At 32.8% G+C, this 16,950-nt stretch carries 19 protein-coding genes and 2 tRNA genes; 15 read left to right on the top strand and 6 right to left on the bottom strand.

All coding sequences use genetic code 11. From position 1 onward, the window contains the following. Positions 1–83: 83 nt before the first annotated feature. The 3 genes from X928_RS03695 to X928_RS03685 all read left to right on the top strand — a co-directional run bounded on the left by X928_RS03695 (position 84) and on the right by X928_RS03685 (position 1,819). The gene (locus tag X928_RS03695; RefSeq protein WP_103078547.1) at positions 84–719 is read left to right on the top strand and encodes a redox-sensing transcriptional repressor Rex; all 636 of its coding nucleotides are present in this window, start codon (positions 84–86) and stop codon (positions 717–719) included. A gap of 79 nt (positions 720–798) precedes the next feature. Beyond that, a complete protein-coding gene (locus X928_RS03690) occupies positions 799–1,299 on the top strand; it encodes a hypothetical protein (protein WP_103078546.1) in 501 nt (166 codons plus the stop codon). Next, positions 1,292–1,819, top strand: coding sequence for a metal-dependent hydrolase (locus X928_RS03685; RefSeq protein WP_103078545.1), 528 nt, complete (start codon positions 1,292–1,294; stop codon positions 1,817–1,819). Before X928_RS03690 ends, X928_RS03685 begins: the two co-directional genes overlap by 8 nt. A gap of 31 nt (positions 1,820–1,850) precedes the next feature. On the opposite strand, the gene tsaB is transcribed toward X928_RS03685, so the two are convergent. Together tsaB and X928_RS03675 are read right to left on the bottom strand one after the other, a co-directional pair. Next, positions 1,851–2,513 carry a tRNA (adenosine(37)-N6)-threonylcarbamoyltransferase complex dimerization subunit type 1 TsaB gene (gene tsaB / locus X928_RS03680; RefSeq protein ID WP_169926296.1) on the bottom strand — a complete coding sequence of 221 codons (663 nt, stop codon included), beginning with the start codon at positions 2,511–2,513 and terminating at the stop codon, positions 1,851–1,853. 1 nt (position 2,514) lies between these two features. Then, positions 2,515–3,888 carry a tetratricopeptide repeat protein gene (locus tag X928_RS03675; protein WP_103078543.1) on the bottom strand — a complete coding sequence of 458 codons (1,374 nt, stop codon included), beginning with the start codon at positions 3,886–3,888 and terminating at the stop codon, positions 2,515–2,517. A 154-nt stretch (positions 3,889–4,042) separates the two neighbouring features. Between X928_RS03675 and recJ the strand changes: the two genes are divergently transcribed. From recJ to X928_RS03620, 11 genes are all read left to right on the top strand, one after another. Next, positions 4,043–7,150 carry a single-stranded-DNA-specific exonuclease RecJ gene (recJ, locus tag X928_RS03670; protein WP_169926295.1) on the top strand — a complete coding sequence of 1,036 codons (3,108 nt, stop codon included), beginning with the start codon at positions 4,043–4,045 and terminating at the stop codon, positions 7,148–7,150. After that, a complete protein-coding gene (locus X928_RS03665) occupies positions 7,143–7,424 on the top strand; it encodes a putative Se/S carrier-like protein (RefSeq protein ID WP_103078541.1) in 282 nt (93 codons plus the stop codon). The genes recJ and X928_RS03665 overlap by 8 nt, the downstream gene beginning before the upstream one ends. Further along, complete coding sequence (gene ruvX, locus X928_RS03660) at positions 7,403–8,095, top strand: Holliday junction resolvase RuvX (RefSeq protein ID WP_103078540.1); 693 nt, start codon at positions 7,403–7,405, stop codon at positions 8,093–8,095. The genes X928_RS03665 and ruvX overlap by 22 nt, the downstream gene beginning before the upstream one ends. Continuing rightward, positions 8,086–8,157, top strand: a tRNA-Arg gene (locus tag X928_RS03655). Before ruvX ends, X928_RS03655 begins: the two co-directional genes overlap by 10 nt. Before the next feature lie 265 nt (positions 8,158–8,422). Further along, positions 8,423–9,427: a rod shape-determining protein gene (mreB, locus tag X928_RS03650; protein WP_103078539.1), complete on the top strand. Its 1,005-nt coding sequence runs from the start codon at positions 8,423–8,425 to the stop codon at positions 9,425–9,427. Positions 9,428–9,453: 26 nt separating this feature from the next. Next, positions 9,454–10,176, top strand: a complete 723-nt coding sequence (locus X928_RS03645; protein ID WP_103078538.1) for a flagellar hook-basal body protein — start codon at positions 9,454–9,456, stop codon at positions 10,174–10,176. 44 nt (positions 10,177–10,220) lie between these two features. Further along, complete coding sequence (gene flgG / locus X928_RS03640; protein WP_103076258.1) at positions 10,221–11,006, top strand: flagellar basal-body rod protein FlgG; 786 nt, start codon at positions 10,221–10,223, stop codon at positions 11,004–11,006. 60 nt (positions 11,007–11,066) lie between these two features. Further along, a complete protein-coding gene (gene flgA, locus X928_RS03635; protein WP_169926294.1) occupies positions 11,067–12,005 on the top strand; it encodes a flagellar basal body P-ring formation chaperone FlgA in 939 nt (312 codons plus the stop codon). Further along, complete coding sequence (locus X928_RS03630; RefSeq protein WP_103078536.1) at positions 12,002–12,637, top strand: flagellar basal body L-ring protein FlgH; 636 nt, start codon at positions 12,002–12,004, stop codon at positions 12,635–12,637. The genes flgA and X928_RS03630 overlap by 4 nt, the downstream gene beginning before the upstream one ends. 12 nt (positions 12,638–12,649) lie before the next feature. Further along, positions 12,650–13,636: a flagellar basal body P-ring protein FlgI gene (locus tag X928_RS03625; protein WP_103076255.1), complete on the top strand. Its 987-nt coding sequence runs from the start codon at positions 12,650–12,652 to the stop codon at positions 13,634–13,636. Next, positions 13,637–13,918, top strand: a complete 282-nt coding sequence (locus tag X928_RS03620; RefSeq protein WP_103076254.1) for a hypothetical protein — start codon at positions 13,637–13,639, stop codon at positions 13,916–13,918. Here X928_RS03620 and X928_RS03615 read toward each other — a convergent pair. Both X928_RS03615 and rsmG read right to left on the bottom strand, forming a co-directional pair. Further along, positions 13,893–14,672, bottom strand: coding sequence for a lipoate--protein ligase family protein (locus X928_RS03615; RefSeq protein WP_103078535.1), 780 nt, complete (start codon positions 14,670–14,672; stop codon positions 13,893–13,895). The two genes, X928_RS03620 and X928_RS03615, sit on opposite strands and share 26 nt — an antisense overlap. Continuing rightward, entirely contained in the window at positions 14,669–15,346 is a 678-nt protein-coding gene (rsmG, locus tag X928_RS03610) for a 16S rRNA (guanine(527)-N(7))-methyltransferase RsmG (protein ID WP_169926293.1), read from the bottom strand. The genes X928_RS03615 and rsmG overlap by 4 nt, the downstream gene beginning before the upstream one ends. 60 nt (positions 15,347–15,406) lie before the next feature. Between rsmG and X928_RS03605 the strand changes: the two genes are divergently transcribed. Continuing rightward, positions 15,407–15,494 (top strand) — tRNA-Ser (locus X928_RS03605). A 49-nt stretch (positions 15,495–15,543) separates the two neighbouring features. On the opposite strand, the gene lepB is transcribed toward X928_RS03605, so the two are convergent. Both lepB and rplS read right to left on the bottom strand, forming a co-directional pair. Beyond that, positions 15,544–16,509 carry a signal peptidase I gene (gene lepB / locus X928_RS03600; protein WP_103078533.1) on the bottom strand — a complete coding sequence of 322 codons (966 nt, stop codon included), beginning with the start codon at positions 16,507–16,509 and terminating at the stop codon, positions 15,544–15,546. A 5-nt stretch (positions 16,510–16,514) separates the two neighbouring features. Then, entirely contained in the window at positions 16,515–16,874 is a 360-nt protein-coding gene (gene rplS, locus X928_RS03595) for a 50S ribosomal protein L19 (RefSeq protein WP_103076251.1), read from the bottom strand. Positions 16,875–16,950: the final 76 nt, after the last annotated feature.

The raw sequence follows: 16,950 nt of genomic DNA, 5'->3' as shown, positions 1-16,950 counted from the left end.
ATAACAAATAGGAGGTGAAAAAAGTTTTTCACCACATTATAAGAACTAATTATTAATGCGTTGGTGAGAACTTTTTCATAAATATGAAATCACCAAAAGTGCCTAAACCTACAATAAAAAGATTAGCTATGTACAACAGATTTTTAAGAGAGTTACGAGATGAAGGAATACCAAAAACCTCTTCTCATGAGATTGCTGAAGCCCTTAATATAAAGGCTTCTCAAGTTAGAAAAGATTTGTCTTATTTTGGTGAGTTTGGAAAGAGGGGCGTAGGATACGATGTTGAAAATCTGTGTTTAAAGATTCATAAGATTTTAGGAACAGAAAGAGTTTGGAATGTTGCAATTATAGGGGTGGGAAACCTTGGCAGGGCTATTTCTCATTATCCCGAATTAGAAAAATACAAGTTTAAAATAGTTGCGGCCTATGATGTAGACAAAAGAAAAATTAATTCTATTTTGTTACCTGGTATTCCAATAAAACATATTAAAGAACTAAAGAATAAAAACAATGATCTTGATTTTGAAATAGCGATATTAACTGTTCCATCAAATGTGGCACAAGAGGTTGCAAATATATTAATAGAAGCCGGTGTAAAAGGGATATTGAATTTTGCCCCTGTAACTTTGAACTCCGATGATCGTGTTGTTATTGAAAATGTAGATTTTGTAGTTTCTCTTAAAACACTAACGTACGAAATAGTTAGTAATTATGAGTAAAATATGATATCTAAAAAACTTACTTGTTATCAATTCATTACAATCAAATGTGTGAAAACAAGAAGGAGGCTAATGTGTTTTGCTTAACATAAATTATCCGGTTTCTCTAGATATGTTGAAAAAGTTAAAAAATGGTGACAAAGTTCTGTATACGGGAAAAATTATATTTGTCACCCCTGAGGCTCTAAAAAGGCTTGAAAAGTATTATCAATTGGAAGGGGTGCCTTTATATAAATTTGTCGGGGAATTTGTCACTTGCGGAACTTTTAATTTGGCGCACGGTGAGATAAAAAGTATCAATATCACAGAAATATCTGATTATTTTGATTTTCTGTTTGAAGGAGGAGCCAATTCTTTAATAGTAGATAAGTTACCCACCAAAACATTAAATCAACTGAAAAAATACAACAGGCCCATTTTTAAAACACTTTCTAAAACGATTAGTTTTTTTGATCCAAAAGTCCTTTTTTATAAAGATATTAAAAATGGCGGGATTATAGAAGTTTGGACAAAAAGACTTCCTATAGAAGTGTTAGCTTTTGATGAAAAGGAGCAGATAAGAGATATAAACAATGCCTAATTTTAAAACTCACATATTAAGCGGTATTTTGGGGTTTCCTGTATTTTTTTTAATGTTCAATTTCGTTTATAGCCATTTGTTTTACGAGGTTTATTATGTTTCCAGTGAGATAGTACTTTCCTATTTTCTCTTTGTTGTTGGGAGTGATTTCCCAGATATTGACCACCAAAACTCTTTTATAAACAGATTAATGAGGTTGTTTTTAATCTTTGGAAGTGTATACTATCTCTTTGAATATGATTTCTTGTATAAAGAATATCTACCTTTTCCTTATAACCTTTCAAATTTTATTATAATAGTTATAGGTACTTTAGTTGGATTGCTTTTAGGGATACTTTTTAACAAACTATCGAAACATAGGGGATTGTGGCATTTGTTTCTAACAGGTGCAATACTCTCTTTCCTCATTTACTTACTTAATTTAAAATATAGAACCCCTATAAACATACTTTACAGTTTGAGTTACTTTGTAGGTTTCTCATTGCATATTATTTTAGATAAGAATTTTAAAACAAAATAGGCAAACAGATATTCATCTATTCATCATTTCCCTATTTTGTTTTTCTTTTTTCTAAATTTTCAACCGCTAAAGGTTTTTGAAGATAAAGAGGTTCCAAGCTTTTTATTTTTACTCTCTTGCCTTTGAGTACTTCCTCAATTAGAGACTTTTCATCAATGTTCGAATAAAATACTTCATTTTCAAGTCTGTATTTGTTTTTAAAATATTCTGCTTCTTCATTTATTAAAATGCAGTTGTTCATGGAATCTCTTAAAAACTCTTCAAAGACCATTTGAGGACCAAAGATTCTTTTTTCGTCTTCGTATATAGATGCATATGCGGCATTTTCTCGGGCTCTTTTCAAAACAGCCAACTTTTTTTTCTTAAAATCAGGGTTGTTATTCACGGCGGAACGGTACAAAACATCAGAAGAGAAAAAGGTATAAACTTCTTTTTCTGGGTAGTCTATTAAAAGGCCCTGTAAAGTAGAAATAGCTACTCTGATCCCGGTGAACGATCCGGGACCTATATCTATACCAAATTCATCTATATTTTTTATATTTGTTTTTGATTCTTCTATCACTTCTTTTATCGTATTAGCAAGGTAATTGCCCGATTTGTTCTCAGTCAAAATCCTGGTATAAATTTTATTTTTTTCATTTTTTAATACAACAAGTATATTTTTTAGAGTAGTTGAAATTATTAAAAGATTCAAGTTACTCACCTTCTTTTGTTTTGTCTTTTAATTTTAAGGCGGTCTTATAAGCATTGATTGAAGCGTTATACTTTCCTGCAACTTCATATGATTTTGCCAAAATTAGAAACGCCTTATAATCTTCTGGATTTTTTAAAATGAGTTTTTCTGCCAAGTGGGCAGCAAACCTACCTAATTTCAATGTACATAAAAAATTGATTTTTGAATATGAAGGGTACAATTCAAAATACAGGAAAATTATAAAGAGAGCACCTAAAATAGAAAGTAAAAAATAGACAAAGATGGTCTTTGCTGATACTTCTTGTGAGTCTGTTGCTTGTTCTATCGAAGTTGCTTTGTCACTTTCTACCACAACTGGTAAGTTTTCTATTCTCGTAATATGCATTTGCAGTTTCAAAATCTCGGCATTTATTTGTTCACTGAAAGAGGCAGATAAGGTTTCGAAGCTTTCATCAACGACCGGTACTTTTTCTTGTATATTTTCTAATTTAGAATTTAAAGCTTTTAATAACGGTAAAAATATGTTGTAAAGTAAATTTTTTTCTATAGTAAGTGCCTTTAAATCCTCTCCAACTTTGTATACTTCAGATATAAAAGAAGAGAGTTCCTGTTTCTCGACAAAGAAAACCTGATCGTTCAATAAAGTTAACCTCTGTTTTAGATCAAAATAATTTTTAAGTTGAGAATATGCTACTACAGATTCATTTATTGAATTGTGTTTGTCTAAAAATGTCAGTAATTTATATGCTCCTAGGTACTTATCTTCCTCGACTAGATATTTGGATTCAGAAATAAACCTTTCAAACAAGATATAATTATTAGCTGGCACTAAAACTTCGATAAACTTTTCAACGTCTTCATCGAAATAAATTGGAGAAGAAAGGGAATTATTTATAGTTGTTCTGATAAAGGTTTCATAAGAGTTAATTTGCAAATATTCTTTCAATCCTTCCAATTTATATAAATATTTATAATAAGTTCCTTCAAAATTGCCCGTGTTAAATATTTCATTCAAAATAGGGATAATTTCAGGAAAGATGAATAGGATTTTATTGGTATCTTCCTCTGGAATGGAAAAATTGGTGTCTAATACTCCCAAGTTAATGCAAAAATTTTTTAGGTCTTCAGAAATAATAAAGTTAGCAAAGTTATAATTTCTATATTTGTTAAACAAAGAAATTTTAGCTGATATTAATGAACCTATATCTGTAATTCTAACATCACTTGGATTTTCTATAATATACTCTAAAAAATATTCCCAAGATAATTCTAGTGTTGCAGGGTTTTTTGAAAGATTTTCTATTTCTTCGAGGGTTAAAGCCCATGAAAAAATAGATAGAGTAAAAAGAAAGATTATCAATAGTATATTTTTCACATGAATTGCACCCCTTCTAATTGGATTGATCCAGTCTTCAATATTATACAACAATTTAGCTTTTTTGAATCTTTACAAATCTTTCTTTAATATTTTAGTACTAATAATGTATAATATTTATAAAGAAAAAAATAAGAGAAGGGAGAAATTTAATATGGAGAGTAAATGGAAGGTTTTTTGGGACCCAAAGGCTCGTTATTACCAAGAAAAAGAAAAAGTTGCAAAAACCTTATCTAATGTTTTAGGGATTTCCAATTTTTTGGCAAAGCTATTAGTATCTAGAAATATTGAAACACCCGAAGAAGGAGATAAGTTTTTAAACCATTTGGAATTGGAAAGTTTTGATCCTTATTTGATGAAGGATATGTCAAAAGCCGTAGAAATTCTCAAACAAATTAAAGAAAGAAAAGAAAAAGTGGCGATCTTCGGTGATTATGATGTTGATGGGGTAACTGCGACTTCCGTTTTGTATCTTGGTTTAAAAAGATTAGGTTACGATGTAACTTCTTACATTCCATCTAGAATAGAAGAAGGTTATAGCCTAAACGTTAAGGCTATAGCAGAGTTAAAAGGCAAAAATTATAATAATATTATTACTGTTGATTGTGGTACAACATCCATACAAGAAATTGACTATGCAAAAAGTCTTGGAATGAAAGTTATAGTTACCGATCATCATTTGCCTCAAGAGAATCTTCCAAAAGCAGATGCGATATTGAACCCAAAAAGGAAAGACGATGAATATCCTTTCAAGGATCTGGCAGGGGTCGGAGTAACTTTTAAATTACTACAAGCCCTTTACAAAAGTTACTATGTTTCTTTGGACCCTTTCGAATATATAGACCTTGTGGCAGTGGGTACTATTGCTGACATAGTCTCGATAACCTCAGAAAATAGATACTTGGTTAAAATGGGATTGAACAAATTAAAAACCAATCCAACGAAAGGTTTAAAATATTTACTCGATGAATTGAAGATAGTTGATTCTGAAATAAATTCGCGTACAGTCACTTTTAAAGTTGCTCCTAAGATAAATGCAGCAGGAAGGATGTCAAATGCACATGCAGCTTTTAAATTGTTGACTGAAAAAGATGAAGAAAAATTAAAAAAGGCGGTTTCAGAATTACTCCGGCTAAATTCAAAAAGACAAAGTACTGAAAAGGAAATCTATCTATACTCTTTAAGCTTGTTAGATTTGTACCCAGAATACAAAAAAGACCCAGTATTGGTGTTAAGTGGAGAAGACTGGCATATGGGAGTTCTTGGGATAGTGGCTTCCAAACTGTCAAATCAATTCAATAAACCTGTTTTGATGATATCAAAAAATCAGGAAATGGGTAAAGGTTCAGGAAGAAGTCCCCAAGGCATAGATTTAATGGAGCTTCTTCTCAAAGTTAATGAAAGAGGTGTTTTTGAAGAGTTCGGTGGTCATAAGTTTGCCGCGGGTTTTTCCCTTCTCTCTGAAAATATAGGAACTTTAAGAACGGGGATTAACGAGGTTTACAAAGAGTTATATGGGGATAAAAAATTATCTTCTCAAATTGATGTGGATATGGAAATAGAAGGAATATGGGAAACAATGTTTGAAGATATAAATAAGTTAGAACCTTTTGGATATGGGAATGAGGAGCCGGTTTTTTTGATAAGGAACGCTAAATTAGAAAACATAAGATTCTTTCGTAACGGTTCTCAAAGTTTTTCAGGAATGCTCAACAAAGATTCCTTAATCATAGATGTTTTGGGCTACGATTTAGGGTACAAATTAAGCGAGCTAACAGAGAATAAAAAAAGAGATTTATTTACTGATCTTGTGGGTACCTTTAGAATAGAGAACTCTTATAATTTAAAAAATAGTTACGTTAAATTTTACTTGCAAGATTTGAGGGTTAATGAGGAAATACAACAAGGTGAGATTGCAAAATGGAACTTTGCATCTAATATTCTTCACGATGAGCTGAACAAGATCATGAATGTAGAAATATTAAATGATAATTTAACCAGGGGTAAAGTAGCAATGTTTCTTCCAAGTAAGATCAAAAATGATTCTTTACTGAAAAAAGTTCAGTTATCATTAGAAGAGCATCAAAAGCTGATAATCGTTTCTGCAACAAACAGTTTATTGGAACACATATATAAGATAATAAACACTTATTTTCCAGAGAATCTATTATACTTTAGCAATCAATATACACTCACACCAGAACTTATATCTAATTATAATGTGATATTCGTTACAGTACCCAAATTTATTAAAAATCGTGAATTGCTTGATTCTATGCAAGCTGAAATTATTATCGACGAACCATTCTATTCATTATTTCATCCGGTAGTGAGAAAAGTTCCTGAATATCAGCAATTTAGAAAATATGCTCTTCAAAAGTCTAAAATTAGTATTTTTAGTTCTATTTACAGCGAAGAGCTAAAAGAATTTTTAAAAAGAGCAGGATTTAAAATCCTTATATCTTTCTCTAATAATAATAGCTTTGAAGTGGTGAGAGAAAGAAACAATATTCTGGGACTTTTGAAGGATTACACAAATGAAAGAAATGGCAAAGTATTGGTTTTGAACGATTATGAAAGGCAAAAATCTTTAGTGAGACTGTTAGACGAAAAATTACAAGTTGATGAGAACGATATAAGACTTTTCAACCATTCAATGAGTTTTAGGGAAAAACTTATTTCTAGAGAAAAATTTAAAAATGAGAAAGCTAATTTTTATATAACTTCGTTTTCTAACAACGGTATAGCGTTTGAAGTCAAGCAATTCTCTCCAATTTTGATAATTGTGGATGTTCCAAAGACAGACATAGAGCTTTTGGACTTGGTTTCTACATGGACGAAAAAGACTCAAAGAACAACTATCATATTGGCTTACAATAATCGGTTCAAAGTTAAATTACTTTACGAATATTCAAGAAAGTACCCATCTTTTAAAGTATTAAAACTAGTCTATGATTTTATAGCCGACGGTCATTACAAGGTAGAAGAGATACAAGATTCTCTTTTGAAGGGTGATAAATCGTTATCAGAAACTGTTTTAAACGTGATGGAAGATGCCAAATTGATAAAGGTAAATGAAGAAGAAGTAGAAATATTGAATAATTTTAATCTAAAGGATTTACGTGAAAGCTCCAATTTCAAAGAAAACATATTGGATAACTGGATATTGAAAAATTCCATCAATTTCTATGAAAATTTAGATACAAGGGAATTAATTGAATTCTTGAAAGGCAATTCCAAAGTAGGAGCGAGAAGTGTATAAATTGAATAAAGATTTGAGGACGACGTTAGATCTTGATTTAGTTTTACTAAATGAAAATTATCAAATATTAGAAATAAAAGAGATGTTAGCGAAGAACGGCGTTTTTTGTAAGATTTTTCCTTCGCCCAAGTCTGTTTTAAAAGCGTGTGCGCCAGTCATATGTTTTTCCTCTAAAGATAAAGAAAAAGTCATTTATATATTAGATGAAAATGGAGTTAAATATGAATTGGTTAAATTGGAGAAAGATATCATATGGGAACTTTTAAGAACTTAAAAGTATATGGGGTCGATTATGGAACAAGAAAGTGCGGTATAGCCTTTTTAAAACAAGATATAAATATTCCGTTACCAAAAGAGACGATACAGTCAGAGAAACTCTTAGAATATTTGATTTCGTTGGATTTAAGCCATGACGATTTAATCGTGTTTGGATTACCAATTTCCATGTCAGGGAGATATTCAAAACAGAGTTTTTTGAGTATTGATGAAGCCATAAGGGTAAAAGAAAGAATTGGTTGCAAAATTTACTTTGTGGACGAAAGATTGACCACTTCCTCTTTGTACAGTGAGGTCAGGGGACAAGTTAGTTATAAAAAAGTAAAAAAGACCAAAGACCAAAATAGTAGTGTACTCATTCTATCCAATTTTATTCAAAGCCCAGGAAAAGCCATTGCTTTGGCAGAAAAAGAAGTATATAATCTAAAAAAAGACTTTTCAAGTTACAAAGATGTGTTGATCTGGGATGTTCTCATTAATAATGAGTTTGAAAATTTTTCTTTCTTTGCAAAAGACCCTTGGATATTTTGGTACTACTACAAAAAAGGATTCAAAAGTACCACTTTGATATCTGACCTAAAAGATTATTATGATTTAATTATAACAACTAAAGAAAACAGAGAGAAAATTCAAGTGAATATTAATTGTAATGAATTGATGTGCCTGTAGCCTAACGGATAAAGCGTTGGACTCCGGATCCAAAGATGCGGGTTCGACTCCCGCCAGGCACATTTTTAATTAGGTAAACCAATTTTGGGGTGGGCAGCGGAGCACAGGACCCTAAAATTAAGTTTTAGAAGGGATTTTTAGAAAGCTTCAAAACTAAGATTCTGTTTTTAAAAGGTCACAGGGCGGAGCCCTCCTCCCACCCGCTGGGCTAGGGACAGCAGATCCCTTCTTTAAATGGGCGGGCAGAGGGGCCAAAGGGGCGCTAAAGCATTGATGGGAATATTTTTTAAACTTTAAAATCTCTTAAGAAAAAACAGGAGGTAAATTATGGCAAAATCTGATTTAGGAATAGATTTAGGAACTGCAACTTTTGTTGTATACCAACGTGGTCAGGGGATTATCCTTGAAGAACCATCAGTGGTAGCAGTGGATAAGAGTAAAAATAAGATGTTGGCAATAGGAAGAGAAGCAAAAAATATGGTTGGAAAAACTCCTAGTCAAATACAAATTGTTCGGCCCGTACAAGATGGGGTTATTACGGATCCTAGCATCATAGAGGAAGTGTTGAGATATTTTGTCAAAAGCGCTAAATCCAAAGGTTTTAATATGTACAAACCACGATTAATCATAGGGATACCCGCCCTAACTACAGATGTTGAAAGAAGAGCTGTTAAAGAGGCGGGGAGTAGGATTGGCGCTTCTAAAGTATTTCTTATAAGTGAACCCTTAGCTGCTGCTATAGGTAGTGGAATAGATATCACGGAACCTAATGGTCACATGGTAATCGACATAGGAGGAGGCACCACAGACTTAGCGATTTTGAGTTTGGGAGGCTGTGTCATAAGTGAAACGATAAAAGTTGCAGGTGAAGCCATGGATCAAGAAATAATTAAATATACTAAAAGAAGATATAAATTCTTGATCGGTGAAACTACCGCTGAAAGGTTAAAAATCGACATAGGCAAGGCTTTTTCTCAAGAAGAAAATCTTGAAATGGAAGTTAAAGGGCAGAATATCAAAACAGGGCTTCCTTCTAATTTAAAACTAACTTCGGACGATATTTTCTACGCAATCAAACCAATATTGAATGAAATAATAAATAAAATAAAAAATATTTTAGAAAAAACTCCTCCAGAATTAGCAGCGGATATAATGCAAAATGGACTTATAGTTGTTGGAGGGGTGGCGAGACTAAGAGGATTGGATAAATTAATATCAGAGCAAACTGGCGTAAGAACGTACATTCCGGAAGATCCACATCTTACTTGTGCAAAAGGTACAGGAATTTTGTTGGAAGACATAGAATTATTAAACAAAGTACAAGTAAATTAGAACCATCCACCACAGGAGGAAATAAAATGAGAGGAATATACAATGCAACGGCTGGTATGCTCAACTCTTTTGCTGAATTGAACTCTATTTCCAACAATTTGGCTAATCTTAACACTGTAGGTTACAAAAAGGATTTTAACCTATTTAAAAGTGTATACGAAAAAGAGATTAGATCATATCAAAATGCACAAGGAAAAGGCGAACCGATAGGGAACATTTATAGTTCGGTTGTTTTGGACGAGGTAATTCCAAATCTCGAACAAGGATCTTTAATTGAAACAAACGGAAAGTTAGATTTTGCAATAGAAGGCGACGGCTTTTTTAAAATAGAGAGAAACGGTAACTACTTTTACACACGAAATGGTGAATTTTCTCTAAGTCCTGAAAATTATCTTGTCACAAAAAGCGGTGATTACGTGTTAGATGAAGAAAATAACCCTATACTTATAAATCCAGATAATTTTTTTGTGGATGAAGAGGGTAATATATCGGGAACAAACATAAGATTAAACATCCTAAATGTAGAGAATTTGAATAAATATGGTGAAAATTATTTCACGGGTGAAGAGATAGGACAAGCAGATAACTTCTATGTGAGACAAGGATTTTTAGAGGGTTCAAACGTTGATGCTCTAAATGAGATGATTAAGATGATCGAAGCAAATAGAAAGTTTGATATACTACAAAAAGCAGTATCAACAGGGGATTCACTCAACGCAAAGCTTATTGAAATAACTTCAAACTTTTAACTAATTTAGATAATTATAAAGATTTTTAAATGGAGGGGTAGATCATGTTAGTGTCTTTGTATAATGCTGCAACTGGTATGAATGCTGAACAAAGAAAGTTAGATATCATTTCAAACAATCTAGCGAATGTGGATACAACGGGTTATAAAAAGCAAAGAGCTGAATTTCAAGATTTACTATATTCGTCTGTAAAAGAAGCCGGTACTCCAACCGCCCAAGGTTCAACCTTACCAACAGGTCTTTATGTAGGTCATGGCACACGCTTGGCTGCAACAACACGGATCTTCACATTAGGAAACATAGAGCCAACAGACAATTCTACCGACATAGCAATCATGGGAGACGGATTTTTTCAGGTTCAGATGCAAGATGGAAGTATAGCCTATACTAGAGATGGTTCTTTTAAATTGGATGCCAACGGTAGACTTACTACCAGTGATGGATTGATGGTTATTCCAAATATAGTGATTCCTCAAAATGCTGTGGGAATAAACGTTTCTCCGGATGGAATAGTAAGCGTTTCTTTGGGAGATGGAACGATTCAAAATGTAGGGAATCTCACTACTGTGAGATTTTTAAACCCTGGAGGGTTAAAACCCATAGGTAATAACTTATATTCTGAAACGCCAGCTTCCGGTAATCCAACGGAAGGGATACCTGGCCAGGATGGATTTGGAGCTTTACAACAAGGTTATTTAGAAAAATCCAACGTCGATGTCGTTAAAGAAATGGTGGATATGATAGTTGCACAAAGAGCTTACGACATTAATTCTAAAACTATCACAACCGCTGATGAAATGTTGAGAACCGTTTCAAATGTTAAGAGATAAACCGTAATCTCCCTTGAGTTTTTTTGATGATAGTTGTTAAATGACAGGGAGTTGATGACTTTGACACGATTAATCAAATTATTATTTTTTTCTCTGATTTTGTTGGTATCAACAATTGCTTTTTCAAACATGGTTTTTACTATTCCGGCAGTTATATTCAGTGAAGATTGGATTTTTTCTCTTAAAGATATATTCCCTGAAATGAAGTCAGATAGGACGATCTCTTATATAGTTAATGAGAAGATAATTTATTCTGAAAAAGAGCTTTCTAAAATTTTGTACGGTTTAATGAGTAGTTATTACAGCGATTTTGACCTTGTTTTTGAAGAAAGTACCGTTACGGTTGTATACAAAAACGATAATAAAGATATAGATGTTCAGTATATTGATTTAGAAATTTTTTTACAGCAAAAGATAAAAGAGTACGACAATTCTTTGACAGTGAATAGTATAGATCTAAAGGTTCTTCCTGAAAAGGTTTTATCGGCAGAAGTAATAAGGATCTTTCAAAGCTACGATAAGTTGTATATAAGTTTGAACGTAAAAGATGATAAAAACGATCAAAAGACACTTACAGTTATTGCTAATGTATCGAAATATGAAGAAGTACTTGTATATTCCAAAGATTTAACCAGAGGAACAATGTTGAATGAAGAATTAACAGAACCAGCTACTAAAAACGTTCTAACCATCAACAATAAACCTATAGATGTAGAATTGTTAAAATCCGGAAGTTATGAATTAACCAAAGATGTAAAAAAAGGCGAAATAGTTGATGCAACTTATTTCAGACGTATACCTGACGTTAAAGCTGGAGACATTGTAACGGTTTTAGTAGAATTTGAGGGTATCACGGTTTCTACTTTGGCGAGGGCTATGACAAATGCAAATTTTGGAGATACTTTGAGCGTTAGGAATGTTGAAAACGGGAACATAATAACCGGTAAACTAAAAGAAGGTCCAATACTTCAGGTTAGTTTAGGAGGTTCTCAAAAATGACTGATATAAAGTTATCAAAAGTTTTTATTTTTTTCTTGATTTTTCTAGTTTTAGCGAGCCTTGGTTTCTCTGAATCATTGTGGAATAAGAATGATGAAGAAGGTAATTCTATTTACAACTATAACCAGGATTTTGGGGTAGGAGATGTGGTAACCATCGTCGTTTCTGAAAATCCTTCCCTCTCTTTATCTGAAAGTATGCCTGATTATAAAAAAGCGTCTGTTGATACGGTTAACTCAGTAGTTACAAATATAGGAGGGGTAGATTTATCCAATTTTTTGCCCATAGGGGCTGGAGATCCAACGCAGGTTAGTGTACAAAATGATCAAAAAAGTGCCTCTTCTTCTGCAGAGGTTCAACTATTTGTATCCGCAATAATCCAAGAAGAGGACCAAAACGGACTTTTAAAAATTAGAGGAGAAAAGGAAATTAAGGTGGGTAACAACAGAAATACTATGATTGTTGAAGGCTACGTTTCTCCAAAAAACATTGCAAAAGATGGAACTATTTACTCTTCTAGTTTAGCGAATGCAAAAATTTGGTACGATGGAGATATAGTTTTTCAACAGGATCCTAACGAACCATCATGGTTAACGTCCATACTTTCAGGAATAGCAAATATATTCTTTTAGAAGGGAGTCAAAATGAGAAAAAATTTATTTGTCACCTTTTTATTAATTTTAATTGTTAATATATATGCCTTTGCTGGAGTTAGAATAAAAGATATATCTAATTTCAGAGGTGCAAGGGACAATCAATTATTTGGAATCGGTTTAGTTACGGGTTTAGATGGTAGCGGTGATTCAGGGGATGTACCCTCTGAGATGATAAACAATATGCTGGCTAATTTTAACATCAATCTTACCTCTTATGTAGAAACAGAAAATACAGCGCTTGTTATGGTCTTTGCTGATATACCTTCTTTTTACAAGGAAGGTATGAGATTAGACGTTACTGTAGCTGCCATAGGAGATTCTGATTCAATTGAAAATGGAGTCTTAATGCAAACACCTCTTTATGGTGCTGATAATAAAGTGTATGCTGTTGCACAAGGGAATGTCTTAACTGGTGGAGCCAATATCCGTTCATCATCTAACCTACAAGACAGATACAAAGTTGTTGGGTATATCCCTGAAGGGGCAATTATAGAGAAAGAAATTCCTGCACAGATTGTAAATGAAAATACGGTAACTATCAACTTGAAACAACCAGATATAACAACATCGGCGAGAGTTGCCAACGCAATAAATTCAACTTTTTCATTAAAAATAGCAAAAGCTCTTGATCCATCTTCGATTAGAATAGAAGTTCCAAAATATTTTGAAGAGGATATCATATCTTTTTTAGCTTTAATTGAAGAGATAGAGATTACTCCCGATGTAAAAGCCAAGATAGTAATCAACGAAAAAACAGGAACAATAGTTCTTGGAGGAGATGTTGAAATAGCAGATTTCACCGTTAGTTATGGTAACTTCAGTGTAAGTGTTGAAAACGGGAAAATAAGTGGAAAACCTGCAACGGTTTCAAATTTGATTACAGCTTTGAAAACGGCTGGAGCAACTCCTCAAGATATAATTGCAATTATTCAAAGCGCTCAAGCTTACATATATGCTGACTTGGTGGTGATGTAAATGGCAAACATAATTGGGCCTGCATTTAATGTATCTGGTATAAATTATAATGAAATAGGCGTAAGAGACGCGACTGAAGCTTTTGTGTCGGATATCTTTGCAAAGATATTGAACTCTGCCCAAGATGATGACCTATTTAAAAAGGATAAATTAATTCCTGAATCAAACGCTGAGAAATGGATTAAAGAATGGATAAATGTTGAATATGCTAATCTATTGACTCAACAAAGTTTAAAGCCATTGGTGAACCAAATTGTTAATTCTTTTCCTCCAGAACGATAAAATTATTTTTCATTTTTTGTGCAAGAATTATTTCTTCTTGTTCTAAAAAGCCTTCTGATATTTCTTCTTTGAAGACCGATTTAAAACCTATTTCAAAAGCTTTGACTATATCCATCTTTGAAATAGGTTTTTTTAAAATTGTTTCTAAATCGATAGTAGAACTAATTAAATGCCGTTTTATCCAATCAGTATGAGAGTATTTAAAAGAATTAATGTAGGTTTCATAATCATGCTTAATTGGAATTGAACCATGTTGGAGAATGAAATTTGCCGTTCTGTATTGGGCACTTCCAATTAGTTTCTTTCCGTTAACTTTCACCTCATAAAATGAAGGGGCGTCATAGCAAAGGTCTTTGGTTACTCCTTCTTTTTTTGACCTTTCAAGATCCGCTTCTATTCCTAATGCGTGTAACGATCTTATTAACGCTTGAGAGATTTTCATGTAGCTGGCAAGTAGATTATTTGGTAAGTTTTTGTTGCTAACAAAAGTTGAAAACGAATAGGTTATTTCATTATTATGTAAAACCGCTCTCCCACCTGAGGGTCTTCTTACAATAGAAATATTGTTACTTTTTATAAACTCCCAGTTTAGGTTGTTCGTTTTTTGATGTTTCCCAAGGGATAAGGTGGGGTATTTCCATTGGTAGATCCTTAAAGTAGAAATTTTTCTAATTGTACTTAGTTTGGCTATGGATATATCCAATGCCATATTCATAGAACCCTCATAAGGTTCGTCAACAATTATTTTTATCATTTGATTTCTCCTAAAGGAAATTTTTTTGGAATCCCTACTTGCCTTGGAAAGTTTTGGGGGGTTGTTCCAATTTTTTTAAAAAGTATAAAATACCTTTTCTTCTTGTCTTCTCCAATTTCGTATTCGATTTCTTTAAACTCAGCTATATTCAGCTTTTTCAACACGTTTTGTGTATATTTTTTCTCATTTTTGAAGTATGATGGGCCTTTGAATAGAGATATAAAGCCATTTACTTTCACGAGTGGTGTCAAATATTCTAATGCAATATCACTTCTGGCTAACGCTTTACATGTGGCAAAGTCAAAATATTCTCTATGGGTTTTTGCAAAATCCTCTGCTCTTTCACAGAACAAATAAACGTTAGTTAATTTTAGCTCTTTTATAAAAATTTTCAAAGCCTGTATCTTTTTTGATATGCTGTCTACTAGGTAAAATTCTTTTTCTGGGAAGTATATAGCCCATACTAAACCAGGTATACCTCCGCCGGTTCCCATGTCTACAATTCTTTTTGAATTTAAAAAGCTGTCTTCTGCCTCTATAGAAATTATACTATCTAAAATCAAGTTTTCATAGGCATCTTTTTGGTTTTGATAAGCGGTCAAATTTACAGGATAGTTAACTAACATATTAATATATTTATTAATTTTTTTGGCCTTTTCATCTGATTCTTTCATTGACAAAACGCTCCTTATATGATATAATTCCCTTGGATTGGACATTTCGTTCGTATTGGTGGAGACGTAGCCTAATTGGCTAAGGCGTCGGTCTTGAAAACCGATGGGGTTACACCCCGTGTGGGTTCGAGTCCCACCGTCTCCGCCAGTTTTAAACTTAAAAAACCGCCTTTTGGCGGTTTTTTTGATAGGGTTAGCTATATCTTTCCAAATCTGTCAAACGGATAAATTCTTAAAAAAGTTGTTCCAATTACGTTCTCAACAGGAACAAATCCAAAAAAGCGGCTATCTTGACTTTCCAATGTATTATCACCCATGAAAAAATAGTATCCTTCTGGAATTTTCACATTTACGAGGCCTTTTTCATCTTTGAATATTAAAGAAGGTAAATCCAATTTTGAAAGTTCGTTTTCATAAAAATTAGTAAATAAGAGTGTATCTCTCATTTCTTTGTACCATTCAATAGTGGGTTTTGCTGGTATCAATCTGCCTGTGAAGTTATCTTTATACATAAAAAATAAATCAGATGTAGCGATTTCATAACTGTATTTATCAGGATAGGCTATATAATCAAAGAATTTAGGATCTTCAAATATTGCATCTCTTAAATAATAAATATTTTCAAATTCAGGTAGTATTTCGCCGTTTATTTCAAGCTTTGAAACCTTATTTTTTATCTGGGTTGGAATATAATCTACACTTTCATAATAATCAATAATAAAATCTAACCAATCGGGAGTATTTTGAATTTCTCCGTTTTTAATATCTTCCCAAAACGTTTCTTCAACTGGTACCAATCTCAAGGTATCACCCGGTTTCCCCACCAATCTCTTCACATATTTTACATGGCCTTCAAATTTTGCTGGAGCAAAAAAATCCATAAACTTATCAAAAGCACGTAACTGTTGTTGTGCCCTGATATCCACAAAAGGTGTCCAAAAAACCACTATCGAGCCTCTATTTGGTTCAGCAAATTCATAAGTAACTTTTTCTACAAATAACCTGTCGTATACCTGGATTGTTGGAACCATAGAAGGAGTGGGAACCATCATTGTTTCAAAAACGTACAGTCTGATAATTGTTCCGAATATCAATGCATATATTATGGCGTAAATCCAATCTAAGGTTTCATCTTTAATTTTCTTCTTAGTAGCCTTTTTCAAAAGGCTCAATCCTTCCTTTCTTTAATCCTTATCTTTCCTTTAACATCCCTGAGGTAATAGAGTTTAGCCCTTCTGACTTTACCTTTTTTCAAGACCTCTACGCTGCTTATAGATGGAGAATGAAACGGAAAGATTCTTTCAACGCCTACTCTATCCGCACCTATTTTCCTAACAGTGAAAGAACGCCCAAGACCAGCACCTCTTATTTTTATTACTATTCCTTCAAAAGGTTGGATTCTTTCTCTTTTTCTTTCACCTTCTCCTTCCACAACTTTCACGTTGACTCTTACGGTATCACCTGGTCTAATTTCAGGGATATCTTCTTTTTTATAATTTGTTTCTACTGCATTTATGATTTTGTCCATTTTTTAAACCTCCCAAATATTATTTTTCATAGTGTTTTTAGAAATTCTAAAACTTATTTTAGCGCCCCTTCGCCCC

It is taken from the genome of Petrotoga miotherma DSM 10691 (assembly GCF_002895605.1).
GTDB lineage: Bacteria > Thermotogota > Thermotogae > Petrotogales > Petrotogaceae > Petrotoga > Petrotoga miotherma.
The sequence above is the reverse complement of the archived record's forward strand: the minus strand, read 5'-3'. Positions and strand labels throughout refer to the sequence as shown.